This window comes from Rhizobium sp. LjRoot258 (assembly GCF_964254185.1).
GTDB lineage: Bacteria > Pseudomonadota > Alphaproteobacteria > Rhizobiales > Rhizobiaceae > Rhizobium.
On sequence record NZ_CAXUST020000002.1, the window covers coordinates 1,136,239 to 1,158,841 of the forward strand.

Consider the following 22,603-nt stretch of genomic DNA (forward strand, 5'->3'; position numbering starts at 1 on the left):
CAATAAGCAGCGCAAATGGTCGGCTGAATCATGAGGAGTGAGGTTGCTCGCCGTGGTCACCAGACCAAGCTCCGTTCTCAAGCTTGCGCCCAGTGGGAAAGGATGACCCGGTTCGCTGCATGATCTGTCACAGCGGGGCCTATATGCTTTCCGGTGTTATGATCTCAAAGGGAACCACGCGCTGCACGATGGTGGGGTCGCCACGATTTTCCAATGCGGTGGTCATTGTCGCAATCGATGCGTCCGACCTCCGATCGAGAGGATGACAAAGCGCCTCCGTAGTCAGGTCCTCACTCAGGCCTCGTCTCCGGGCCACACCTGCCTCCATGACAGTCACAAACCCCGTGCAGCAAGGTTCGCGCAAAGCCCGAAGGGTTTATTCCAGCACATCAATCGACGATGCGTGCGCCTTGGCTATGGCGTCCTGAAGGTCGTCGATCGGCGTCGCGTTCACCATCTTGTTGCCCTCGAGCTCTTTGGGCACCTTCCAGCCAGGATCGATGCCTTCCATGTTCGGCAACTCGTGGGCAATCCCCTTGTGGCAATCGATGCAAGTAGCCTGACCCGACAGAAGATATCGGGTGTGGATTTCCGCTGCGCGCTGCGTCTGCTTCTGCAAGTCCATCGCCACCGAGGAGTGGCAGTTGCGACACTCCAGACTATCATTGGCCTTCATCCTGGCCCATTCGTGCTGGGCGAGTTCCAGTCGTTTCTCCAGGAATTTCGGCCGGGTGTTTATCGTGCCGAATATTTTTCCCCAGACTTCTTTTGAAGCCTGCATCTTACGAGCGATCTTGTCGGTCCATTGGTGCGGCACATGGCAGTCGGGACAGGTGGCGCGCACTCCCGAGCGGTTGGAGAAATGGATGGTGCGCGAAAGCTCCTGGTATACGTTGTCGTGCATCTCGTGGCAGGACGTGCAGAACTTTTCGGAATTGGTGAGCTCAAGCGCCGTGTTGAATGCGCCCCAGAACATCACGCCGCCAATGAAGCCTCCGAGTGTCAGGACGCCTAGCCCGATTGTCGCCGCCGGTGTTATGAGGATCGACCAGGCCCACAAAATCGCGTTCTTGATCCAGGCCATTATCGTCATCACTCGCTCCCGGCCGGCTTGAATCCCAACTCGCTCATGTCCCGGAAGGTGTTGTTCACCAGCGGCCGGACGTCCGCCTGCGGCACATGGCAGGCGGTGCAGAAGTAGCGCCGCGGTGAAACGTCGGCGATCATCTGGCCGTCGCGCGTCATGTAGTGCGTCACGCTGATCATCGGGGCGCCGGAGTCCTGGATGAACTCGCGCTTATGGCACGACATGCACCGGTTGGCGTTCACCGACAGCTCGTAGCCTTCGATCGAATGCGGGATCACCGGTGGCTGGTCGGGATAGGCCCGCATCCGGCGCTGGTCATCGACGATCCATTTCGGCAGCGGGCCCGCGGGGCCCGTCGCCATCGAGGGTGTCCGTCCAACCAGCTGGGGCGCCGTTGTGGCTATCACCTGGGCGATCGCGGTCGTCGCGACGAACAGCAGAAGACCTGCCGCGACCGCCATCCATTCGGGCCGTCTCAAACGAAGACGGGAACAATCTTGACCGCGCATTTTTTGTAATCCGTCTGTTTGGAGATGGGATCGGTAGCGTCGAGGGTAACCTTATTGATCAGCTGGCTGGCATCGAACCAGGGGACGAAAATGACGCCGGGCGGCATACGGTTGCGACCACGGGTTTCGACGCGCGAACGGATCTCGCCGCGCCGCGACACGATGCGGACTTCAGCGCCCTGATTGATGCGCCGCTTGCGCGCGTCCTCGGCATTCATGAAGACACGTGCGCCGGGGAATGCCTTGAAGAGCTCCGGCACCCGCATCGTCATCGACCCAGAATGCCAGTGCTCCAGTACGCGGCCCGTCACCAGCCAGAAGTCGTACTCCTCGTCCGGGGACTCGGCCGGTGGCTCGTAGGGTACCGCGAGGATGACCGCCTTGCCGTCCGGCTGGCCATAGAAGTTCACGCCTTCCCCCGGTTTCACGAAGGGATCGAAGCCCTCGCGATAGCGCCAGAGCGTCTCCTTGCCGTTGACGACCGGCCAACGCAGCCCCCGGACCTCGTGGTAGGTGTCGAAGGGTGCGAGATCGTGACCGTGGCCGCGCCCGAACGTGGCATATTCTTCGAACAGGCCCTTCTGGATGTAGAAACCGAAGGCCTTGGCCTCGTTGTTGTCGTAGTCCGGATTGACCTCGCTGAGCAGGAAGCGGTCGACCTGGCCATTGCGGAAGATCACGTCATACAAGGTCTTGCCGCGATATTCGGGACTGGCAGCGAGAATGTCGGCGGGCCAGACCTCGTCGGTCGTGAAGCGCTTGGAGAACTCGACGATCTGCCACAGGTCCGACCGGGCCTCGCCTGGCGCCTGGACAAGCTGGCGCCAGAGCTGGGTGCGGCGTTCGGCATTGCCGTAGCCGCCCTCCTTCTCCACCCACATGGCGGCTGGCAGGATCAGGTCGGCACTCATCGCCGTAATCGTCGGATAGGCATCGGAAACGACGATGAAGTTGTCCGCGTTGCGATAGCCCTGCCAGGTCTCGTTGCTTGTATTGGGAGCAGCCTGGATGTTGTTGTTGACCTGCACCCAGTAGAAATTCAGCTTTCCGTCCTTCAGCATGCGGTCCTGCTGGACGGCGTGATACCCCGGCTTGTCGGGGATGATGCCATTTGGGATGCGCCAGATTTCTTCCGCACGCTCGCGATGCTCGGGATTGGTCACCACCATGTCGGCTGGAAGCCGATGGGCAAAAGTGCCGACCTCACGTGCCGTGCCGCAGGCGGAGGGCTGTCCTGTCAGCGAGAACGGACTGTTGCCGGGCTCCGATATCTTTCCGGTCAGAAGGTGAATGTTGTAGACCATCTGATTGGCCCAGACGCCGCGCACATGCTGGTTGAAGCCCATCGTCCAGAGCGACATGACCTTGCGGTCTGGATCCGTGTAGAGCTCCGCCAGTTGCTTGAGAAATCCGGGATCGACGCCGGACAATTCGGCCGTCTTTTCAAGCGTATATTCGGAGACGAAGGCCTTGAAGGTCTCGAAATCCGTCGGCTCCATCTTCGTCGGATCGGCCGAATTGGCAGCGTTCGTCTCCATCGGATCGTCCGGCCGCCGGCCGTAGCCGATGTCGGTGACGCCGATGGCGAACCGCGTGTGCCGCTGCACGAAGTCCTGATTCACCCGGCCGGTCTGGATGATGTGGTTGGCGATATAGTTGAGGATCGCCAGATCCGTTCCCGGCTTGAAGATGATCGGAATGTCCGCAAGATCCATGCTGCGGTGAGTGAACGTGGAAAGCACCGCGACGCGAACATGTGGATGCCCGAGCCTGCGGTCGGCGACGCGCGTCCACAGGATCGGGTGCATCTCGGCCATGTTCGAGCCCCACAGCACGAAGGCGTCGGCATGCTCGAAATCGTCATAGACGCCCATAGGCTCGTCCATGCCGAAGGTGCGCATAAAGGCGTAGGCCGCGGATGCCATGCAGTGCCGGGCGTTGGGATCCAGATTATTGGAACGGAAGCCAGCCCGCATGAGCTTCGTGGCCGCATACCCTTCAAAGATCGTCCATTGCCCGGAGCCGAACATGCCGATGGCCGTCGGACCCTTGTCCTTCAGCACTTTCTTGCACTGTTCGGCCATCACGTCGAAGGCCTCGTCCCAGGTCACCGGTTCGAACTCGCCATCCTTGGCGTAAACACCGTTGCGCTTGCGCAAGAGCGGCTTCGTCAGCCGATCCTCGCCGTACATGATCTTCGAGAGGAAATAACCCTTGATGCAATTCAGGCCGCGATTGACCTCGGCCTGCATGTCGCCGTGCGTAGCAACGACCTGCCCTTCCTTGACGCCGACCATGACGCCGCATCCGGTCCCGCAGAAACGGCATGGTGCCTTCGACCACTTGATCTGAAGCGCCTCGACGCCGCCCGGCACCGGTTGGGTGGCAGCGGGAAGTGCTATACCCGCCGCGGCGGCGGCAATTCCGGCGGCGTGCGCCTTCAGGATGTCACGTCGCGTCAGTGTTCCTGTCATCGCGCATCTCCTCTGTCTCGACATGCTCGAAAACCATGTTCGCCGCGATCACGCCCTCCAGGAGCGATATGCGCGTCAGGCACTCGCCGAGCATGCCCGTGCTCGTTCCCTCGATCACGACGACGATCTTGCCGCCGGCATGACCATGAACTTCGACATTCTCCATTTCGGCGAGTGCCGAAAGGACAGCCTCAGTACCGAAGGGCAGGGTCGCAACAACCGCACTCGATACGTGATAGTGTGTTCTGTTCTCAGGCATAGGTCTCTTCCATGCTCCGGGGCTCGATTGCGATCGCGCCGACGGGACAGATGCCTATGCATCCGCCGCAACCGCTGCAGATATCGACGTCGAGTTCAGGGACGAACGGGCCACCAATGCGCGGGCGGAAGCGGATGGCCTGTATTGGACACGCTTCCCCGCATGACTGGCAAGCGATATTCCGCTTCGCCAGACACTCAGCGCCAATGACGGCGACGTGCGGAAATTACTCGACGCGTGCTGACGAAAATACCGGTTCCGGGCATACCTGCCTGCACTCATCACAGAAAGTGCACTCGCCCAGAGTGAAATCGACGAACGGCAGTCCGTCGGCGAGACGGATTATGCCGGTCGGACATCGCTCTTCGCACAGACCGCATCCGGAGCATGCCTCGACGAGCTTTTCAACAGACGTTCCTGGCGGGCAGACCCTGACATGAACTGCCGCTCGACTGCCTGAAAAGAACTGCCGTCTTGAGACTTGTTGCGGAGCCATGGGGGATCTCAGTGCGCTGCTGGCGGCCCTGGAGGGCCGTAGAGGACTTGGAACATCCAAACCAGGAACCCGTATCCTCCGACGACGCCTATCGCCACCAGCGGCCAGATTCCGAACGCCAATATCAGAAAAAGAAGGAGCTCAAGCCGCCGCCGGGAACGCGGGACATCGTTGCTTGGAGCTTTCTGCGCAAGTTCACGCATCCGCGGCCTCCTTGCAACCGAGGATAACATAGGTTGCTTGTCATGGGTAGCGTGGCTTGCATTCTCGCGCCACCTGACCGCACAATTTTGATTTCGGTCGCTATTCAGGTGCCGCAAAGGGAAAGGCGGCCGGTCAGTGAGCCTCTATAACCATACCAAAGTGAGCTAGGCGGGAAATCCGGGACGATCGGAAGAGCGTGCCCTGCCGCGAGAGCGGCGCAAACACCAACGAACGTGCGATGCCCGTTTCCGAAGGACGCAGACCGTATTCCAGAAAATCTCCGGCATCTTTAGCGAGACTTCCATGACGCGAGCGGGGCGATAGTATTCGCGAGCAAAGGCGGTAGAAACGATTGCTCAGTCTAGTCCATCAGCAGGCGGGTAAGACTTTGCTCGTCCCGCACGCCGTCTTGATAAAAGTGCAGGATGGCGGACGCCAGTTGCTCTCGCTCCCCATTGGACATGGGCCGCTGCCCTGTCAGCCTATGAAATACGCGCTCGCACAGCGCTACGTCATCGTCCTGCAACGGTGCCTTGGTCGCCGCAATCAAACTCCGGATCATGTCTTGCCTGCCCTCAAGTTCTATAAAAATTATTAGGGCAGCACTGCTGACCGTCAAGCGCGTGATTGTCGACAAAAGATCCGATTAGGGCTCAGGCGTTAGCGTATCAGCGCTTGCAGGCGATCCGTTCCGGGCAGGCTCATGACGGTTCACTCACCTGGGGAGGAGCCCCGCTTATGGATTGTTTGTCGTTCTTGATGTTTCGAAACCAACGATCAGCATCGGTGGGATGATGCTGGCGGCGTGCAGCCCGCAGAAAGGATTGGGATGCTAAACGAAGGTCGCCTTGAACACAGCGATGAAACCACCGATGGCGACCACTGCTGCCAAAGCCATCGCCATGATAAGCACGCCCTTAATGACCGGCCCGTTCTTGTTTGGATGATTGTTATCGACCACGGCCACTGCCTCTCATATCGTTATGCTCCCTCCCGTCCTCAGCCGCGAGGTCTCTCTCGGGATCGATCGCGCCGTATGCGCCACCGACTTTGCATACCACCTTTTCGGTAGGTGTTAGCGCTATTCTCCGAAGTTAAATGCAATCCAACTTGATGTAAGATCGACTGGCGTCATTCTTTGCGGAGGAAGCCAGCATGTTATCCGCGGAAGATCCAAAGCTGCCACGCAATACCGCGCGCAGGCATTTTCTGGGTGTGGCTGCCGCCGCCGGTGCTCGTTTCGCGAGTGTTGCGGCCATCGCCATGGCAGTTTCCTCGTTGCCAACAAGTGCGTTGGGAAGGGGTAACTCCGGTGGAGGCGGGCAGGGCAACTCTGGTGGCGGCGGGAATGGTAACTCTGGTGGAAACGGGAACGGTGGCGGCGGTGCGCGGTGCTTCCTGCGTGGGACGTCGATCTTGACAGATTGCGGTGAAAAGCGTGTCGAGGATCTTCGGATCGGCGATCGCGTCGCACTTCCGGACGGGGATACACGGCGGATCAAGTGGGTCGGTCGCCAAATGTTCAAGAGGAGTGGCGCGCGCTGGCATGACGGTGTCGTGCCGATCCGAGTCTCGCGCCATGCGCTAAATGAGCATACGCCACATTCCGATCTCTACCTATCGCCTGGGCATGCGCTGTTCCTGAACGGCGTTCTGATCCGCGTGAAGGATCTCGTGAACGGCACGACGATTGCGCCAATCGTTCCCGCGGACGACACGACGATCGAGTACTATGCCGTCCTGCTTGATACCCATGAAGTTGTCCTTGCGGAGGGCGCTGCGGCCGAGACTTTCCATCCCTCGGACGGCGATCACGAAAACTTCTCCAATTTTGCGGAGTACGAACGCCTTTATGCCGGTGAGGAGCGCACTGCGATGACTTCCTATGCGCCGGTGCTCGGCGAGGAAGGCGGCTGGAAACATTTGCAGGCGCTTCTTCTGCTCGGCGCTTCGCCCTTGGTGCCGATGCGTGATCCGTTCGAGGATGCCTGCAAGAAAATCGACGCTCGGGCCAAAGGGTTATTGATCTGATAGCCGACCAAGCCCTCTCGTCTTTGCGAGGTCAAAAAACCGGAATGCGGACGTTCGGGTTCTGGGATGCCGGCCGACAACCCGGCTGCAGATGAAGGGACGATACCTGCCTCCATCGGGTTATGGTCACCCGATGGAGGCAATGTCTATCGTTGGACCTCTGCCGGCGAAGGCGAAACTTCAACTTCTTGGCGCCGCTTTTGTTTCATCACGTGAGACCTCGTGTTCGAGCCGTCGGTCCACTGATCCTCGACCTTGCGCGAAGCGTCTGATCGGCGAGCAGACGTTGCCTCAAATGCTCGCGGCCGCGTCAATCGTCATGGGTCACCCTTCGGGCCGAAGGGCAAGACGAGCAGAGGCCATCTTCACGGCGCCGATAAAGGACATGGAACACGCGCCCTGAAGGGTGACTGAACGCTTCAATGTGACGCCGACCGACACGGCCGCTTCGGAGGGCACTTACGGGTCCCGACAAACTGCAGGTCAATGGAAGGCTACGCCCGTTGCGCTGCGCTAATGAGACCTGTTGTCTGGCAATGTCTCGGCGGGCACGACAATACCGGCATAGTGAACGGGTACGTCGTCGCGATCGCGAAAGCACCGGCCGAACGCACATACGGTGATATAGGTGCCATCCTCATTAAGGACGCGATAGTTCTGCACCGTGGGATGCTGGGCAACGATAGCGTCGTTGATTTGCTTGGCCAAGGTCGGCGCATCCTGAGGATGGATGCGCGCCATGTAGGTCTGTAGCGGCAGACCATGTTCCGTTTCGTCAGGTTCCAGGCCAAACAAGGAGGCAAGAGCGCTGTCTGCATAGACGAGATTGCTCTTGAGGTCCCATGTAAACAATCCAGCATCAGGCATCGGCTCGCCTGATATCTGTGTGGAAAACAGTCGATCGCCTCCAGGTATCATAGCCGCTCCTCAAAGACCGCTTTGCAGAGAAGATGGCGCAGCCCACATTCTTCCGCAAGTTGGCACTTCAGAGTAATCGACCACTCCCCAGAAGTTTAGCTAGCATTCCTCAGCGTCGCGGTCGATTGATCATAAATTTCATCGAGGGTCGCAAGGATTTTCCGGACTCCGTAGTGGGTCGTCGAATAGTAGATCGTCTGCGCGTCACGCCGCGTTGTTACAACTTTGCCATCACGCAGCCTTGCCAGATGCTGGGAAAGGGCCGATTGGGAAAGGCCAACTCTTTTCGCCAACTCGCCGACGTTCAGCTCATTATCGAGGAGCAGGCAGGCAACCAGGAGCCTCTTTTCGTTTGCCAGAAGCGCAAGCAGCCTTGCCTCATCATCGAAGTTTGTATCTTTGGGCATTTCAAGAATTCACCTAACTTTGAAAATTGGTGCTTACTTACACGTAAGATGGCGAAATTGATATCGCACATTGATCGAAATTGATTGATCGACTTTCGGCGAATACGCGAGCCTGTGTAACTCAGCTGTGCAGACGTGCGAAACGGTCAAGATTGAGCTCGCAGCCGTCATTTGACGCTTTCTGCAAATCGATAGGCTCGTGACCTCGTCTCTACAGTTTCAAAGTCGTGTAGCAGGCCATTCCTACGATGAAGGCCGTCGCAGAAGTTCGAGGATTGCGCTTTTGCGACGATGAACGCTCCGATCGCCACTGCGGGCCCCTTGCCAACGCACATGCAAGTGGCCCGACGAGGCGGTGCCAACGCGATCAATCTTACGCTTGTCTCGTCCGTAGGCGTTCGGCGTAACCGGCGTCCAAATGCCCGACGCCAACGGGCAGCATTCTTTCGAGGCCCTCGCGCAGTTCGTCCTCATTAAGCCACCCTTTGCCGGTCGCATCGAGCTTTGCCCAGTGGCCTTCACTGGTTGCACTGTCGAATGGCCTGCCGTCCAATTGTGCCAGGCGCGATTGGCCGTCCATATATTCGCCTTTCGTGACCTTTCCGTCCTTGTCTGTGTCTGCCCAGTCAACTTGCTGCTTGGTCAGCCTTGCGTAGAAGTCGTCGATGAGTTGAGCGTCAGTTCGAAGCGGTGGAGCCTTCGGCGGCTCCGAAAACGCGGTTCCAATCTTCTCATTCACCACCGAGAGGGCCTTGCGGGCTCTCGGGACAAAGAGGCTATAAATTGCATTGTCCGGTCCTACTTTCATGAAAATCAATATCCTTTTCTAGGTCTGCGCTAAGCAATTGCAGGCTGAAGAGCAGGCCTTGCTTCAAACTTGCGGCAGGCGTGCATTGAGGCGCTGTGTTGCAACTGTAACAATATGGTGGGAAAACCGGCACGACGATCGTCTTCGCCAGTTCCTTCATCCGCACCGAAACCACCGACACCGGCGAAGCGGTCGAGCACGATATCCCATTTCTCAAGGCCTACACGGTCTTCAGTGCCGAGCACAGATTGCCGGACGGGACGCGCGCTTCCATCCGCTCACAGCGGTTCAGGATCCGATTGTCCGTATCGAACACGCCGATCGACGGCATACTCTGGCCGCCTGCGATCATCCAGATGCCCGCCTTAGAAGCCTTCCGTGGCGCTGCCTCCTATGTTGCGATCCTCAGTCACGAACTGACCCACTGGACGACGGCACCGCATCGACTGCGGGACGATTTTAATCGTGCGAGACGATATCCAACAGAGGCAGTTTAGTCGACGAACGCGACGATCACTCCAGGCTTGACCATCGCTGCCAATTCCTCAACGTCCCAGTTGGTCAGGCGAACGCATCCATGTGATCCAGTCTTGTCGATGAGGGAGGGTTCCGGCGTGCCATGAATCCCATAAGTCGGCTCTGTCAGATCGATCCAGACGGTTCCGACGGGCCCATTGGGACCGCTTGGCAGTTTGAGAACCTTTGTGTTCTTGCCCTGCTGAAAGTTGACCTTCGGGTTGTAGGTGTAGGGGGGCATGCGTGCGACACCTTTGACCTTGTGAGTGCCCGAAGGCGACGGCGTTTCTTCGCTGCCGATCGTGGCGGGATAAACTGAAATCAGCAAACCACCTTTATCGAACGCAAGAACTTGCCCAATGCGTCTTCGCACTTCGATCCGTTTAACCGCACCTTCTTTCGGGTCGCCGGGCGTCGCCACAAGCACTGTTGCTCCGACGGCAAATGTCGAACCAGCGTTCAGTGCCTTCAAAAGGTCGATATCCATGTGGAACCGCTCCGATAGCCTCTCCGCAACGCTTGTGTAGCCGAGGTACCTCATCTTGGCCTGCTTGGCGTAGTCTTTTGGAATGTGGTCGACGAGCGCTCTCGCGTCGTCCTTGGAGATCACATAGGGCTGTATGACCGGTCCGCGGTCTGTAAGGAAGCGGATGACTTCAGGGTTCAGCTTTCCATCTGTCGGGATGCCCCGCATGGTTTCCAGCCCAGCGATCGCCTTGCTGACGTTATCACCATAATGGCCGTCTATCACCCCGGGGGATGACCCCACGCGATCCAGAAGGACTTGGAGACGAACGATAGCGGGATCTGGTCGAGGCGAGGCATTGGCTGGTGGTCGGTCCGGCGGAATGGCCTCGATCGCGGCATTGTTGATGGCTTCCGCACCAAGTTCCTGGGCGCTGACGGTGCCGAGCAGGCATAGGGTAAGCGACGCTGCGAGAAAGATCATCTTCATGAGCATCAAATCTGCGGCGGCGGAACTTGTTCCACCGATGGATGGAGGTCAGCAGATCCAGACGCAGCGTGTCGACTGTACGCCATCGTACACATGTTATTCATTGACGTCTAATATAGCGACGTTACGATGCGGCCTGTCTGGTAAATCGGCGAGGTAGACAATGCTTGTTAGACGTATCCGAGACAACGATATGGCGATGCTCTCACGCTCCGTCCAAACCTGGTACAAACACTACCGGGCCACCCCTAATGAGAGAGCATCCGAAATGCTTTGCAGTGCGGCAATCAGTCTTTTCAATCAAGGGCATAACACTCAGGAGGAGTTGACGACTTTGTTGATCGCCAGGTACCCGGGACCGACCGCAGTGCTGATCAATGCACCGACTTCACGATCCACTCAATAGGCTGCTGCGGCCTCCTCGAGGCTGGCAATGCTAAGCGTTGACGATAGGACTGGGGTCCGGCGTCAAGCTGCTGATAGGTCGGCACGGCGGGAGAACGCCGGGCGGGCCTATTGAGGGCACCATTTGGTTGGGGCTGCTCTCGACCTTCCGAGAAGGCGAGGGCATACCATGTTACGATCACAGTGTCGCCAGAACGGCATTCGGCAATTGGGAGCCGTAAATCTGGCGAATCTTGACCTTGTTTTCGAGCGACTCGATGACCGAGGATGAGAAGTCCACACCGCTGAGCTTCTCGAGGTTCTGAAGCCCTCCCGGCGTGAAGACGTTGATCTCCAAAATCCTGTCGCCAACAATATCAAGGCCCACCAGAAACATGCCGTCAGCCACGAGCTTCGGCCTGACGATCTCGGCGACCTCAAGAATTTTGGGCGTGACCTTCACTGTTGCGGCCGTTCCCGCGGCACTGATATTCGAGCGAATGTCGCCTTTCGCCGGAACCCTGCGAAATGCCGCATAGGAGCCATCCTTCTCCAATGGCCGTCCGTTCATGACAAACAGCCGGACGTCACCTTCGACCGCGTCCGGTAGATATCCCTGAGCGATGAGGTATCCTTCATCGCTGACCGCTTCAAAGATCTGATTGAGGTTGGATTCCTTGCTGGATTTGATCTTGAATACGTGTCTCCCACCCGATCCCTGCAGGGGTTTGAGAATGACACCGCGTTTCTGGCTGTCGATGAAGGCTCTGATCTCGTCGAGGCTCTTGGAAATGAGGGTGGACGGTCGAATGACCTCGGGGAAGTCCTGAAAATAGAGCTTGTTCTGCGCCTTCGCCAAGGCGTCTGGATCGTTGACCGTCAGCACGCCGCGTTCGACTGCAAGCCGGCCGAACATTGCTCCGACATGGGCTGCCCAGGGGCGTTCATCGGCATCCAGTGAAGGGTCGTTGCGCAGGAACAGCACGTCAACCTCTCTGACATCGATCGTTTTAAGACTGGCCTTCTCATTCAGGTCTGCAATGAACGCATCGGCACTCTTCGGCTTGCCTGCGCCCGGAGTAGTGACGCGGACGGCAAGGCTGTCGTTGGGCCTAAGCACAAAATCGCCCGGGGTCACGTAGCAAACCTCATGGCCACGAGCGAGGGCTGCAATCGCAAGGGATGTCGTCGTGTAATCGGAGGTCTCGCTTTCGATGGCGTTCACGAAAAACGCAATTCGCATCTAGATTTCCTTTGCTTGAACCAAGTCGATGGGGCGCATTCCCTGTTTCGCTCTGTCGAGCCGTTCTTGGCCCTCGGCGGTTTCCAGAAACAGCGGGTGGACGGAAGGCGGCTTGAGCAAGCCGCGCGATGCAAGCTCCTCCATGATGGTGAAGTGAAAAGATGCGATCTTCCCCATCCAGAATGGCTCAAGTGCGCCGCCGCGCTTGAGGTGATCAAGCAATTGCAGCAGGCCTCTCAGGTAGATTGCATCCTTGGCCAGCCCTCCACCGCGGTAGACCCTGAGAGCAAGGTTGAATGCTCCGGAGTGCGTAAACTCGTAATCCATCACGAGACGATGGAAGGTTTCAGCAAAACTTGCGCCCGAGAGCATATCGGCACACGCGACAACCCGAGCAGCGATCAGTTTCAGCCGTTCAGCGGTCAATCCGCCCGCCAGGTATTCGGCGAAAACTGCCAGACCTTCCTGCATTCCTTCATAGCCTGACAGCCCGGAACGGAAAAGCCGCAACCCTTGCGATGAGCCGTTGAAGTAGGTGAGAAGATGAACGCCGATTTCATGGGCAAGAAGCGGCTCCACGCGTCGCTGGTCCATTGACGTTGACTTCGATATCAGCAGGCGATGATCGGCCACCATCAGGCCAGAGGGAAGGTCGTCCCGAAGCTCGATGGCCGCCTTGAAGTCTGGCCAAGCGCGTCGATAGGTTGCGACCATCGCCTCAGCACGCCGCTCGACATAGTGGACATCGGCATGGGGGACGTCTGAATTTGCCCGATCGTGACCCACCGGACCCTCACCGACAAGCTCCTCAAGGATGGCCTTGGCCTCGCCAAGAAGTAATGGCTCGACGGAACCGTAAAGGGCCCTGCCGAACTCCATGAAACGCGTGTTCTGGCGCGCAGCGATCAGCGAAAGCTGCAAGTCAACCTCGCGCTGCTTTTGTCGATAGAGATCGTACAGCACCGGGTCTTCCATCTGGTCAAACGAGACCGAGAAAAGTCGTTGCTTGGCATTCTCGATCTGGATCGTCAATGGGCGGTACAGAAACGTGGGCGCGCCTTTTAACCCGTTCGACTCGAACTCCTGAAACGCTTGCTGTGCGTTGATCGGCGTGACGGCGAGGAGAACATCAAATGCCGATGCAATCTCATCTACTCCCCGGTCAACGCGGCCGACAGCATCGATGAAGGCACGTCTTCCCAAGGATCTATAGGGTATTGTCTCGACGAGCTTGGTCGCCGCCATGAAGGCACCGCACGCCCGCAGTCCTGCGTCAAACAGCGTCGATATCAGCTGATCGCGAAGCTCGGGGTACATCTCCCCTGACTCCGGTGTTCTATAAATTGGGGCAAACTCGACAGAAACGACTTCGCAACCGGATAAGGCGGCAAGTTGACCGTCGATCATGGAGGGCGGCGTACCGCGCTCCTGCACGCGCGGCGTGCGGAACCGGGCTTCACTTTCCATGATCGCCTTCGACAAGGCTGCGCCCGCCGCTGCCGCGTGCTCAGATGACCAAACCGAAACCTCAAATGGCGGCAGATAGGGTGCGTCGTCGGTCAGGAATCTGTCGCGCTCAAGCTCACCGCTTCGAACAATCAGGAAGCAACCAAATCGCTCGGCAGCGACAGCGGTGATGGCTTCGACGATTGGCACCACCTGCTGGGGATCGGTAGCGAGGAGATAGGAAGCGTTGGCCTGGACCATGGCTCTTGCCACATCTTCCGATTTTCCCGTATCGATGTGCACAAAAAGGAAGGGAAGTTGTCGATCAATATGAAGGCGGCCACCTTCAGGTAGCCCCTTTCGGATCGGCCTGTCGTCGCGCAGGCATTGTTTGACATCGCGCAGCCAAGCGTCTTGCACCAGTGAGGTCTGCCGCGTCATGGATGGTGCCTCAGACTTCGCTCCAGAATCGGGACGGCTGCGGATATGGCCTCACGCAATTCACTCAGCACGGCCTTGTCCGGTTGCCCCGTCCACTCGTCCATGAAGATCTTCTTGAACTCGATGGCGATCGCACAGCCTGTTTCTGGAAAGTGTTCGTGAACGAACCGTGTTTGCTCGCCCTTGCCTTGGAAGGCGATGTTCTCACGCACATCCAACGGTTTGCTGCCAGCCTTGAAGGAACGGAAGTGGTCCATTAACGGATCAACGACGTGTGCCCATCGGCCTCGATCCATGGAGAAAGTACCGATGTTGACGTCTGGTGCCTGATCGGGATCGGTCAACGTGTCCGGATCTGCGCGACGATGGTTGTAGCTATGAACGTCGAGGAGGACGAATTCCCCGTGGCTTCGCTCGATACCTTCTAGGAAGCAGCGAAGCATCGCGTAGTAGTCGTCATGGATCATGAGAGACTTGACGTGTTCCGATTGCGGAAGATCGTCCTTCCAGAGCTTTAGCCCCCACGCCTGCTCCGCGCGAAGGTAGACGGCTTCGTCGCGCCTTCGATTGAGATCGATCTCAAACCGAGAACGGTGAAAGACAATCTGATTTGGCAGGTCACCGATCAGAAACGCTGTGAATGGGTCTTCCTCGCGCAGACGCTCAGCTTCACTGAGAGCGGAAAGCGAACGCAAGCTCGGTCGAACATGGCGACCATCATGGATCGCCGTTCCAATAATAGGAGACTGGCTTCTCTTGGCACTCCACAGGGGACCGGAATCGGAGCCCTTGCCGTTTGGAGCCTCGGTGTCGTTCGTCAGTGATCGCGCCTTTCTGGATTTGGCCTTTGCCTAGAGTTGCCGGGACTGCTGCTCGGCCAGCAAGGCACGAAGACACTCCTCGCCTGCCTGACGTTTCTTCCCTCTGGTGGGGAGGCGACCGCAATCGGCGTCGGCGCTTGAGCGGCAATCGGCTGATGGTCATTGCAGGTTTGTCCGCACATGGTGATCTCCCTGTCGCGACGACGTGCGCCTCCTCCATGAGAAACTAGATCGGCACTCAACTCCATCAAGACATAGGTCGATCATGAAGCGCTCCATTAAAATGCCATCTTCAGGCAGGATGGCTGGCTGCTGTAATTTAGCAACGCCTTAAGTAAAAATCGGCATTGTGATGGCAAACTCGCGCGATGGTTGGTGGCGGGCCAGGAAATACGCTTTTAGTTTTGCGTCTGAGGAGTTCGAAGGGTGGCTGGAGGAGTGGGCTCGCGGAGATTCCCACTTCTCCGAAATCGGTACGTCGCGTCGCTGCATGAACGCGATATCGCCTGGCGACATGGCTGTCTTAGCCGAGTGAGCGGTTCGGCGGAGGAGGGGAATGATGAGTGATCGCGTAATAGGCTACCTGGTTGCGGCGGAAGTGTGCTCGCTGTTTTGGATAGGTGTCGGGCTGTTTGCTTTCGGGAGCCTTCCATTCTAGATCGGCGTGGCTGGTCGTGGTGGGATGGCCAAGAAGCCTACCCTCCAATTCAAACAGCCTCGGGAAGCCCAAAATTGTGTCTCCAGGCGTCCTGACGTCCGCGCCGGGCGTTCCGGATCGAACCAAAGACAAGCCACCCTGAGACCGGCTGAGGATCCCTCCGATACGAAAAATCCCAATTCCACCTCGTGATCCGGCACTGCTGCCCATCGGCGACCCGGTCGGGGCTGCGTGATCAAGCTCGGACCGGCGTCAATTTTCACCCCTTGGTTGAGCGATATCGTGATCTTTGGACCACTCGACGTTATGCAGTAGGAACAAAGGACGAAACATCGTCAAAAGCGGCGATAGCAACGCGTGCATACATGCGTCAGTTTTCGGGGGTTGATCTCGGAGCCGATCCCCAGCCTCTCCCGGATCAACAGGCATCCGGCTGTGGGTAAGGCGAATTACCTACGGTCGGATGCGCCCATGCATCGTTTTGAACTCGTCTGGCTCCCTTGGCCAGCCGGACGGCATGAAGCAGATGAGTTATTTTTTCTTGATGATACTGATTTTGCCGCTCACCTCAAGGATGGCAAACCCGCCCCCGTCTTCTGCCCCACAGGCCATTTGTCACGGTTGCGGGCCTCAGTCCGACACCCGGTCATGAGGGGGATGCCTCTACCTAAAGGATGTAGCTGATGGGGTGGCTGCTGACCGGATGTGGAAAGACGCCCATCTCCAAATCGAAGACCGATTTCAGCACATCGGATCTTACGATTTCGGTCGGCCTGCCGTGTGCCAAGATACGGCCATTCCTCAGAGCGACGATCTCATCGCAATAGCGGGCGGCCAGATTGATATCATGCAGGACGACGACGATCGTCAGCCGGCGCTCATGGCTGAGTTCGCGCAGCAGCGCCAGGACGCCGTCCTGGTGCAGGAGGTCGAGCGCCGAGGTTGGCTCATCGAGAAGCAGGCATTGCGCGTTCTGAGCCAGCATCATTGCAATCCAGGCGCGCTGCCGCTCGCCACCGGACATATTGGCGACCGCGCTGTCTGCAAAACGATCGAGATCGGTGCGCTCTATGGCTTCGTCGACCAGTTCTTGGTCGGCGCCGGTGAAGCGGCCGAGCGTGCCGTGCCAGGGAAAGCGGCCGAGCGCCACCAGTTCGCGCACCGTCATACTATCGGTTGCAGGTGTAAATTGCGGCATGTAGGCGACCTGCCGGGCGAAGGTTCTGCCGCCCCAGCGCGCAAGAGCCTCACCTTTCAGATCGACGGCGCCTGAGGTCGGGGCGATCTGTCGGGCCATGATTTTCAGAAGCGTACTCTTGCCGCTGCCGTTCTGCCCAACCAGGCCATAGACGCGTCCGCTCTTCAATGTCAGGTCGATTCCCGAAAGGATGCTCCTGCCTGCGGCTTGAAAGGCAATCTGTGACATTGTCAGAAAGGGTGTCGACATGCGCCGTCTCTTTGTTCCCATTCGGATAGCAATTGCGGTTTTGTACGCTCCTGCGAAACTTTACCATCGTTGTCAACTTAGATGTCCTCCGAGCGCGGAAATATTTCGGAATGAACTTGCTGCCTTGGACCGATTGCCGTCTTCCACGATATCCGAAAGAGGCTTGGCACTCCGTCGCGTTTGGCAAACGACGTTTGAAGATCAAGGCTGCGCAAGGCTGACGGCAGTCTAGTTTTGGACACCTGACGCAGTCATGAGATCTGCGAGGTGAGCGGCGGGAGCGAGCAACTCGCATTTGCGCCAACCTAGCGAGGGCAATGCGAATGCAGGCTGTCGTTCAACTTGCTTTTCGCCTGCATAATTCCTTTCGCACCGATCTTGATTGGGCTTCGTCGTCCCCTAGCTCATTTATGCAGGGCGTACGCGTAAATGGGGCTGCGCAGATTTCAGCCAAATGGAGCCCACCATGAAACATCAGACATTGGAGCAACTGCAAAATATTGCGGATATCGACCAGGCATATCCGCACCGCATCATGTCGCGAAGCGAGCGTCTCGAGCGCTGGGTGGAGCTCCTCGAGATGAGTCCGCATCGACGACTGGCAACCCTCTACCAGACCGAACATCAGCCGACGTCAGTCCTATCGCTCCTGCGTAGCGATAACTCGCCGATCTCGGTCGCCTTCGAGGATCCGATCCTACGAGCCGCCGGGCTAGAGAGTGATACCTATGGCCAGGCCAAGAGGTTCTTCGGTCTCACCGATGGTGAACTGCATAACGTTCTTTGCTACTGCCATTTCGGCGCGACGGTCAGCGCCGCAACAGCTGCCCACTATGTACGCGGTATTCTTGGTATGGAACGACCAGGTATATTCGCTCGCCTGCGGGCACTGTTTGCATCTTGACTGGAGCTGATTGCTGCTCCCGTCTTCCAGCCGCCGCTCGGGCGAACGGCGGCCACTTGCTTGCGATCGTCAGCTAGCTGCGATCACTCGCCGACTTCGCCAGACAATCCGGTTTGGTGCTCCAGATTGCTCAGGCACACATCGTTGTGGGCAAAGCGGAAAATGCTGTAGACCGCCAGTCCCCAGTCCTCACTTCCGGAAATGGTGACGCTCGCCGACTGGGCATTCTGGAACTTTGTGCTCAGGCTGTCCCATTGCTCGAACACCTGCCGCTCTTGTGCAATGACCGCCTGCCTGAACATCCCGTCCTTTCCGAACTTGGTCGTGGCGACATGGTCGACCTTCTCGTCCGCCGGCCCGAACTGTGAAGCGAGCAGAGACGTCGCTTCCTTGTAGACCTGTCGTGTCGTGGTGCCGCGCTGATCGTCGTCGATGTAGCGGGAGATCGCGACGACGTTGCAGATTCCCATCCCGCGGACATAGGCGAGCACGTATTGGTCAAAGAGGTCATTTCCGCCAGGCAGATTGTTGCACGAGTATTGGCCTGTCGCATCCGGCTGGTCGCCATGGATCGGTTTACAGCCGAGCACTGACGGCAAGGCATCCTGCGAAACGCCGAGCGGCCGGAAGATCGGGGCGTTGGTCTCGGACGGTGAAATGGACGCGGTCACGGTTGCAGCGAAAGCCACGGACGTCAGAATATCGATTATGGCCATCGAATCTCTCCCGAGTAAGATCGGGCAATACCACAGCGGCGGGCATCCGAAACCCGATCTGCGCATAAGGCATGGTGTCGCAAGTTGACTTTCCACAGCCTTTCGCTTCAGCGCAGTTGCACAGAAGGTGTCAATTCCATTCGATCGGGAATTGTTCCATCACGATTGCGTTGCGGCCGACCAATTATCGTGAGCCTGCCGACGGAGCGCGCTATTCGAGCATCTTGCCGATGAGCCTTTGACAGCGCTCGGTCATGAAATCGATCATCAGGCGGACCTTGGGATCCTGGAAGCGCTTGTGCGGATAAATCGCCGCCAGTTGCACATTGGCCGGGGGCGTGTCTTTCAGGATTTCGACGAGCGTTCCGTCGTTCAGGTAGCGTTTTACTTCGAAGAGCGGCTTGTTGATGATGCCGCGACCCTCCAGAGCCCATTGCGTCAGCACGTCGCCGTCGTCGGAATCGTAGGGGCCGGCAATTTCGAGCTTGCGCAGGCCCTCTTCGGTCTGCAGCGTCCAGTAGTACTCTTTGGAGCCGGGATAGCGTAGCAAAAGACAGTCGTGCTTGTCAGTGATCAGTGCTTCGCTGCTCTCCGGGACCCCACGTCTTTCCAGGTAGATTGGGGCGGCGCAAATCACGCGGGCGCAGTTCAGGATATTGCGCATGCGCAACTCGGAATCCTCGATGACGCCAAGCTTGAAGGCGACATCCACGCCTTCGCCGAGAATATCGATGTTGTGGTCGGACAGGCGAAGCCGGACTTCGATGTCGGGATAGCGGTCGTGGAATTCCGGGATTCCCGTTGCGATCAGCCGCCGACCAATGCCAAGGGGCGCCGTGATCCGTAGCGATCCTTTCGGGTTATGCGACAGATCGGCGATCGCGCTTTCGGCTTCGTTGATCGCGTCGAGGATCTTCAGGGCGCCCTGATAGAAAACCCGACCGTGTTCGGTTGGCGAGAGTTTGCGCGTCGTGCGATTGAAAAGCCGCACGCCGAGATGCCGTTCCAATTCGCGGATACGGTTGCTGGCAACTGCCGGCGTGACCCGCTGGTCGCGTCCGGCCGACGACAATGTCCCGAGCTCCACGACCCGGACGAAGACGCGCACATTATCGAGATAGGACATAAGTCTTCCTGCAGCCTTGCAAAATGGGACCTTAGCACAGGCGATCTTATAGATTTTTTTGAAAGTGTTGAGAATTAACCGGCATTTCGGCGACGGTCCGGCGATGGCAAGAGTCTCCCAAACAGGGAGAGTTCAATGTACGAATACGCCATCGCCTGGGACTGGCTGACATTTGCCGTCCGCTGGCTTCATGTCATCACTGGGATCGCCTGGATCGGTTCATCCTTCTACTTCGTCGCCCTCGACCTTGGGCTGCGCAAGCGTCCGGATCTGCCGGTGGGTACCTATGGCGAGGAGTGGCAGGTCCACGGCGGCGGCTTCTATCACATCCAGAAATATCTTGTAGCGCCATCAAATATGCCGGAGCATCTCATCTGGTTCAAATGGGAATCCTACGTCACCTGGCTCTCAGGGTTCGGCATGCTCTGCCTGCTCTATTATGCAGGTGCGGACCTCTACCTGATCGATCCGCATGTGCTCGACGTCTCCAAATCCGTCGCGATCGGCATCTCCCTTGCATCGATTGCGCTTGGCTGGATTGTCTATGACCTGATCTGCAAGTCGCCGCTCGGCAACGACAACACGCGGCTGATGGTGTTGCTCTATTTCATGCTGGTGGGCATGGCATGGGGGTATACCCAACTCTTCACCGGGCGCGCTGCCTTCCTGCATCTCGGCGCCTTTACCGCGACGATCATGTCGGCAAACGTCTTCTTCATCATCATTCCCAACCAGAAGAAGGTCGTCGCCGACCTGATTGCCGGTCGCATTCCGGACCCTGCACTCGGCAAGCAGGCCAAGCAGCGCTCGACGCACAACAACTACCTGACGCTGCCTGTTCTCTTTCTGATGTTGTCGAACCATTATCCCCTGGCGTTCGGCACGCAATTCAACTGGATCATCGCCTCCCTCGTCTTCCTGATGGGCGTGACCATCCGGCACTACTTCAACACCCGACACGCAAACGCTGGCAACCCGACCTGGACATGGCTCGTCACTGTCCTCATCTTCATCACCATCATGTGGCTGTCGACGGTGCCAAAGCTTCTGACGGGTGAACCTGAGCGGGTGTCAGAGGCGCAAAAGCCGTTCCTGGCTGCCGAGGCCTTCCCGAAGGTGCGCGACACAGTGCTCGGCCGCTGTTCGATGTGCCATGCCAAGGAGCCGGGCTGGGAGGGCATCCTCGTGCCCCCCAAGGGCGTGATCCTCGACACGGATAACCAGATCGCCGCGCATGCGCGCGAGATCTACCTAGAAGCGGGCCGCTCCCATGCCATGCCGCCCGCCAACGTCACAGCCATCTCCGATGACGAGCGGCGCCTGCTCGTTGCCTGGTACGAGGCGGCCACGAAGCAAGGAAGTGCAGAATGACAGAGATCCTTATCCGCGGGCGGGTGCTGACATTTGTCGACGAGCCGCAGCACGTCGACGACACTTCGGCGTTGCGATACTTCGAGGACGGCGCCGTCCTGGTGCGCAACGGCAAAGTCGCAGGCTTTGGCCACTATTCGGATGTCAGCAAAAGCATGTCGGGCGATGGAACGAGCGTCGACCACCGCCCCAATCTCATCGTGCCCGGATTCATCGACACGCACCTTCACTTCCCGCAAACCCAGGCGATCGCCTCCTACGGTGCGCAATTGCTGGAATGGTTGAATACCTACATTTTCGTTGAGGAACAGAAGTTCGCCGAGCCCGAACACGCGTCGCTGATTGCCCGCCGCTTCATGGATGAACTGCTATCGAACGGCACGACGACCGCCGTTGCTTATTGCTCCGTCCATCCAGAGAGCGTCGATGCCTATTTTGCCGCAGCGCAGGAGCGCGGCATGCTGATGATCGGCGGCAAGGTCATGATGGACCGCAATGCGCCGGAGAAACTTCGCGACACGCCGCAGCAGGGCTATGACGAGACAAAGCGGCTGATAGACAAGTGGCATGGCCGCGGCCGCGCGCATTACGCGATCAGTCCACGTTTCGCGATTACCTCGACGCCGGAGCAGATGGAGGTGAGTAGAACACTCGTTTTAGAGCATCCGGAGTGTTACGTGCAGACCCATCTTTCGGAAAATCGGGACGAGATCGCCTTCGCCACCTCGCTCTATCCGCAAGCGAAGGACTATACCGATATCTATGCCCAATACGGGCTTCTGGGGCGTAGGACCCTTCTCGGGCATTGCATTTATCTCAGCGAGCGCGAGGTCTCGGTTCTGGCGGAGACCGGCGCGGTCGGGGTGTTCTGTCCAACCTCGAATCTCTTCCTCGGAAGTGGTCTTTTCGATCGCGACCGGTTCGACAGGGCTGGTGCGCGATACTCGGTTGCCACGGATGTCGGGGCGGGCACGAGTTTTTCCATGCTTGAGACGATGGACGAGGCCTACAAGGTGCTTCACCTGCAGGGACAGCGGCTTTCACCGCTGAATTCCTTTTACATGATGACGCTCGGCAATGCGCGTGCGCTTGGCCTTGATGACCGGATCGGTTCTCTTCATGTCGGCGCCGATGCCGATCTTGTCGTCCTTGACAGCTGCGCCAAGCCCTCGATGGAATTGCGCATGCAGATCGCATCGTCCCTGGTGGAGGAGCTTTTTGTGATGCAGACGATGGGTGACGATCGATGCGTTGCCGAGGTTTATGTCGCGGGCAAAGCGCGCAAGCACCCGGTTCGGCGGCCGCAGCAGCAAAAGCGACCCGAGCCATTGCTGAGGGTGTGATGCGTTAGCGCCTCGGCCAGCACTTTTGCTTGGCCAAGG

21 protein-coding genes and 2 pseudogenes are annotated in these 22,603 nt (G+C 58.2%); 5 read left to right on the forward strand and 18 right to left on the reverse strand.

Annotation, left to right across the window (positions count from 1 at the left end; genetic code table 11):
* Positions 1 to 376 precede the first annotated feature (376 nt).
* The 8 genes and pseudogenes from ACSQ9D_RS26140 to ACSQ9D_RS26175 all read right to left on the reverse strand — a co-directional run bounded on the left by ACSQ9D_RS26140 (position 377) and on the right by ACSQ9D_RS26175 (position 5,996).
* Complete coding sequence (locus ACSQ9D_RS26140) at positions 377 to 1,084, reverse strand: NapC/NirT family cytochrome c (RefSeq protein WP_436285177.1); 708 nt, start codon at positions 1,082 to 1,084, stop codon at positions 377 to 379.
* Positions 1,085 to 1,092: 8 nt separating this feature from the next.
* Positions 1,093 to 1,548 (reverse strand): nitrate reductase cytochrome c-type subunit, encoded by a 456-nt coding sequence (locus tag ACSQ9D_RS26145; protein WP_436284756.1) that lies wholly within the window; start codon positions 1,546 to 1,548, stop codon positions 1,093 to 1,095.
* A gap of 14 nt (positions 1,549 to 1,562) precedes the next feature.
* The gene (gene napA / locus ACSQ9D_RS26150; protein ID WP_436284757.1) at positions 1,563 to 4,070 is read right to left on the reverse strand and encodes a periplasmic nitrate reductase subunit alpha; all 2,508 of its coding nucleotides are present in this window, start codon (positions 4,068 to 4,070) and stop codon (positions 1,563 to 1,565) included.
* Positions 4,045 to 4,329: a chaperone NapD gene (locus ACSQ9D_RS26155; protein WP_436284758.1), complete on the reverse strand. Its 285-nt coding sequence runs from the start codon at positions 4,327 to 4,329 to the stop codon at positions 4,045 to 4,047. Before ACSQ9D_RS26155 ends, napA begins: the two co-directional genes overlap by 26 nt.
* Positions 4,322 to 4,825 (reverse strand): annotated as a pseudogene (locus ACSQ9D_RS26160) (ferredoxin-type protein NapF). The gene ACSQ9D_RS26155 and the pseudogene ACSQ9D_RS26160 overlap by 8 nt, the downstream one beginning before the upstream one ends.
* Positions 4,826 to 4,833: 8 nt before the next feature.
* Positions 4,834 to 5,028, reverse strand: a complete 195-nt coding sequence (locus ACSQ9D_RS26165) for a periplasmic nitrate reductase, NapE protein (RefSeq protein WP_436284759.1) — start codon at positions 5,026 to 5,028, stop codon at positions 4,834 to 4,836.
* 362 nt (positions 5,029 to 5,390) lie between these two features.
* Positions 5,391 to 5,591 (reverse strand): hypothetical protein, encoded by a 201-nt coding sequence (locus tag ACSQ9D_RS26170; protein ID WP_436284760.1) that lies wholly within the window; start codon positions 5,589 to 5,591, stop codon positions 5,391 to 5,393.
* A gap of 270 nt (positions 5,592 to 5,861) precedes the next feature.
* The gene (locus tag ACSQ9D_RS26175) at positions 5,862 to 5,996 is read right to left on the reverse strand and encodes a hypothetical protein (RefSeq protein ID WP_368515788.1); all 135 of its coding nucleotides are present in this window, start codon (positions 5,994 to 5,996) and stop codon (positions 5,862 to 5,864) included.
* Between the two features lie 188 nt (positions 5,997 to 6,184).
* On the opposite strand from ACSQ9D_RS26175, the gene ACSQ9D_RS26180 reads away from it, so the two are divergent.
* Complete coding sequence (locus ACSQ9D_RS26180) at positions 6,185 to 7,060, forward strand: Hint domain-containing protein (protein WP_436284761.1); 876 nt, start codon at positions 6,185 to 6,187, stop codon at positions 7,058 to 7,060.
* A 513-nt stretch (positions 7,061 to 7,573) separates the two neighbouring features.
* On the opposite strand, the gene ACSQ9D_RS26185 is transcribed toward ACSQ9D_RS26180, so the two are convergent.
* The 3 genes from ACSQ9D_RS26185 to ACSQ9D_RS26195 form a co-directional block, all read right to left on the reverse strand.
* Positions 7,574 to 7,978, reverse strand: a complete 405-nt coding sequence (locus ACSQ9D_RS26185; protein WP_436284762.1) for a PAS domain-containing protein — start codon at positions 7,976 to 7,978, stop codon at positions 7,574 to 7,576.
* A gap of 95 nt (positions 7,979 to 8,073) precedes the next feature.
* The gene (locus ACSQ9D_RS26190; protein WP_037119044.1) at positions 8,074 to 8,385 is read right to left on the reverse strand and encodes an ArsR/SmtB family transcription factor; all 312 of its coding nucleotides are present in this window, start codon (positions 8,383 to 8,385) and stop codon (positions 8,074 to 8,076) included.
* Between the two features lie 373 nt (positions 8,386 to 8,758).
* Positions 8,759 to 9,193: an EF-hand domain-containing protein gene (locus ACSQ9D_RS26195; protein ID WP_436284763.1), complete on the reverse strand. Its 435-nt coding sequence runs from the start codon at positions 9,191 to 9,193 to the stop codon at positions 8,759 to 8,761.
* A gap of 119 nt (positions 9,194 to 9,312) precedes the next feature.
* On the opposite strand from ACSQ9D_RS26195, the pseudogene ACSQ9D_RS26200 reads away from it, so the two are divergent.
* Positions 9,313 to 9,660, forward strand: a pseudogene (locus ACSQ9D_RS26200) (zincin-like metallopeptidase domain-containing protein); the annotation flags it as partial.
* 26 nt (positions 9,661 to 9,686) lie between these two features.
* Here ACSQ9D_RS26200 and ACSQ9D_RS26205 read toward each other — a convergent pair.
* The 5 genes from ACSQ9D_RS26205 to ACSQ9D_RS26225 all read right to left on the reverse strand — a co-directional run bounded on the left by ACSQ9D_RS26205 (position 9,687) and on the right by ACSQ9D_RS26225 (position 17,104).
* Positions 9,687 to 10,670 carry a L,D-transpeptidase family protein gene (locus tag ACSQ9D_RS26205; RefSeq protein WP_436284764.1) on the reverse strand — a complete coding sequence of 328 codons (984 nt, stop codon included), beginning with the start codon at positions 10,668 to 10,670 and terminating at the stop codon, positions 9,687 to 9,689.
* Between the two features lie 577 nt (positions 10,671 to 11,247).
* A complete protein-coding gene (locus tag ACSQ9D_RS26210; RefSeq protein WP_436284765.1) occupies positions 11,248 to 12,291 on the reverse strand; it encodes a glutathione synthetase in 1,044 nt (347 codons plus the stop codon).
* Positions 12,292 to 14,178, reverse strand: coding sequence for a flavohemoglobin expression-modulating QEGLA motif protein (locus ACSQ9D_RS26215; RefSeq protein ID WP_436284766.1), 1,887 nt, complete (start codon positions 14,176 to 14,178; stop codon positions 12,292 to 12,294).
* Positions 14,175 to 14,999, reverse strand: coding sequence for an N-formylglutamate amidohydrolase (locus tag ACSQ9D_RS26220; protein WP_436285178.1), 825 nt, complete (start codon positions 14,997 to 14,999; stop codon positions 14,175 to 14,177). Before ACSQ9D_RS26220 ends, ACSQ9D_RS26215 begins: the two co-directional genes overlap by 4 nt.
* Before the next feature lie 1,325 nt (positions 15,000 to 16,324).
* Positions 16,325 to 17,104: an ABC transporter ATP-binding protein gene (locus tag ACSQ9D_RS26225; RefSeq protein WP_436284767.1), complete on the reverse strand. Its 780-nt coding sequence runs from the start codon at positions 17,102 to 17,104 to the stop codon at positions 16,325 to 16,327.
* Between the two features lie 466 nt (positions 17,105 to 17,570).
* On the opposite strand from ACSQ9D_RS26225, the gene ACSQ9D_RS26230 reads away from it, so the two are divergent.
* Positions 17,571 to 18,008 (forward strand): hypothetical protein, encoded by a 438-nt coding sequence (locus tag ACSQ9D_RS26230; protein ID WP_436284768.1) that lies wholly within the window; start codon positions 17,571 to 17,573, stop codon positions 18,006 to 18,008.
* An 83-nt stretch (positions 18,009 to 18,091) separates the two neighbouring features.
* Here ACSQ9D_RS26230 and ACSQ9D_RS26235 read toward each other — a convergent pair whose 3' ends face one another.
* Complete coding sequence (locus tag ACSQ9D_RS26235) at positions 18,092 to 18,724, reverse strand: hypothetical protein (protein WP_436284769.1); 633 nt, start codon at positions 18,722 to 18,724, stop codon at positions 18,092 to 18,094.
* A 211-nt stretch (positions 18,725 to 18,935) separates the two neighbouring features.
* Positions 18,936 to 19,850 (reverse strand): LysR family transcriptional regulator, encoded by a 915-nt coding sequence (locus ACSQ9D_RS26240; RefSeq protein ID WP_436284770.1) that lies wholly within the window; start codon positions 19,848 to 19,850, stop codon positions 18,936 to 18,938.
* Positions 19,851 to 19,985: 135 nt separating this feature from the next.
* Between ACSQ9D_RS26240 and ACSQ9D_RS26245 the strand changes: the two genes are divergently transcribed.
* Both ACSQ9D_RS26245 and guaD read left to right on the forward strand, forming a co-directional pair.
* On the forward strand, positions 19,986 to 21,221 hold the full coding sequence (locus tag ACSQ9D_RS26245; protein ID WP_436284771.1) for a urate hydroxylase PuuD: 1,236 nt from the start codon (positions 19,986 to 19,988) through the stop codon (positions 21,219 to 21,221).
* A complete protein-coding gene (gene guaD, locus ACSQ9D_RS26250) occupies positions 21,218 to 22,564 on the forward strand; it encodes a guanine deaminase (RefSeq protein ID WP_436284772.1) in 1,347 nt (448 codons plus the stop codon). Before ACSQ9D_RS26245 ends, guaD begins: the two co-directional genes overlap by 4 nt.
* Positions 22,565 to 22,603 lie beyond the last annotated feature (39 nt).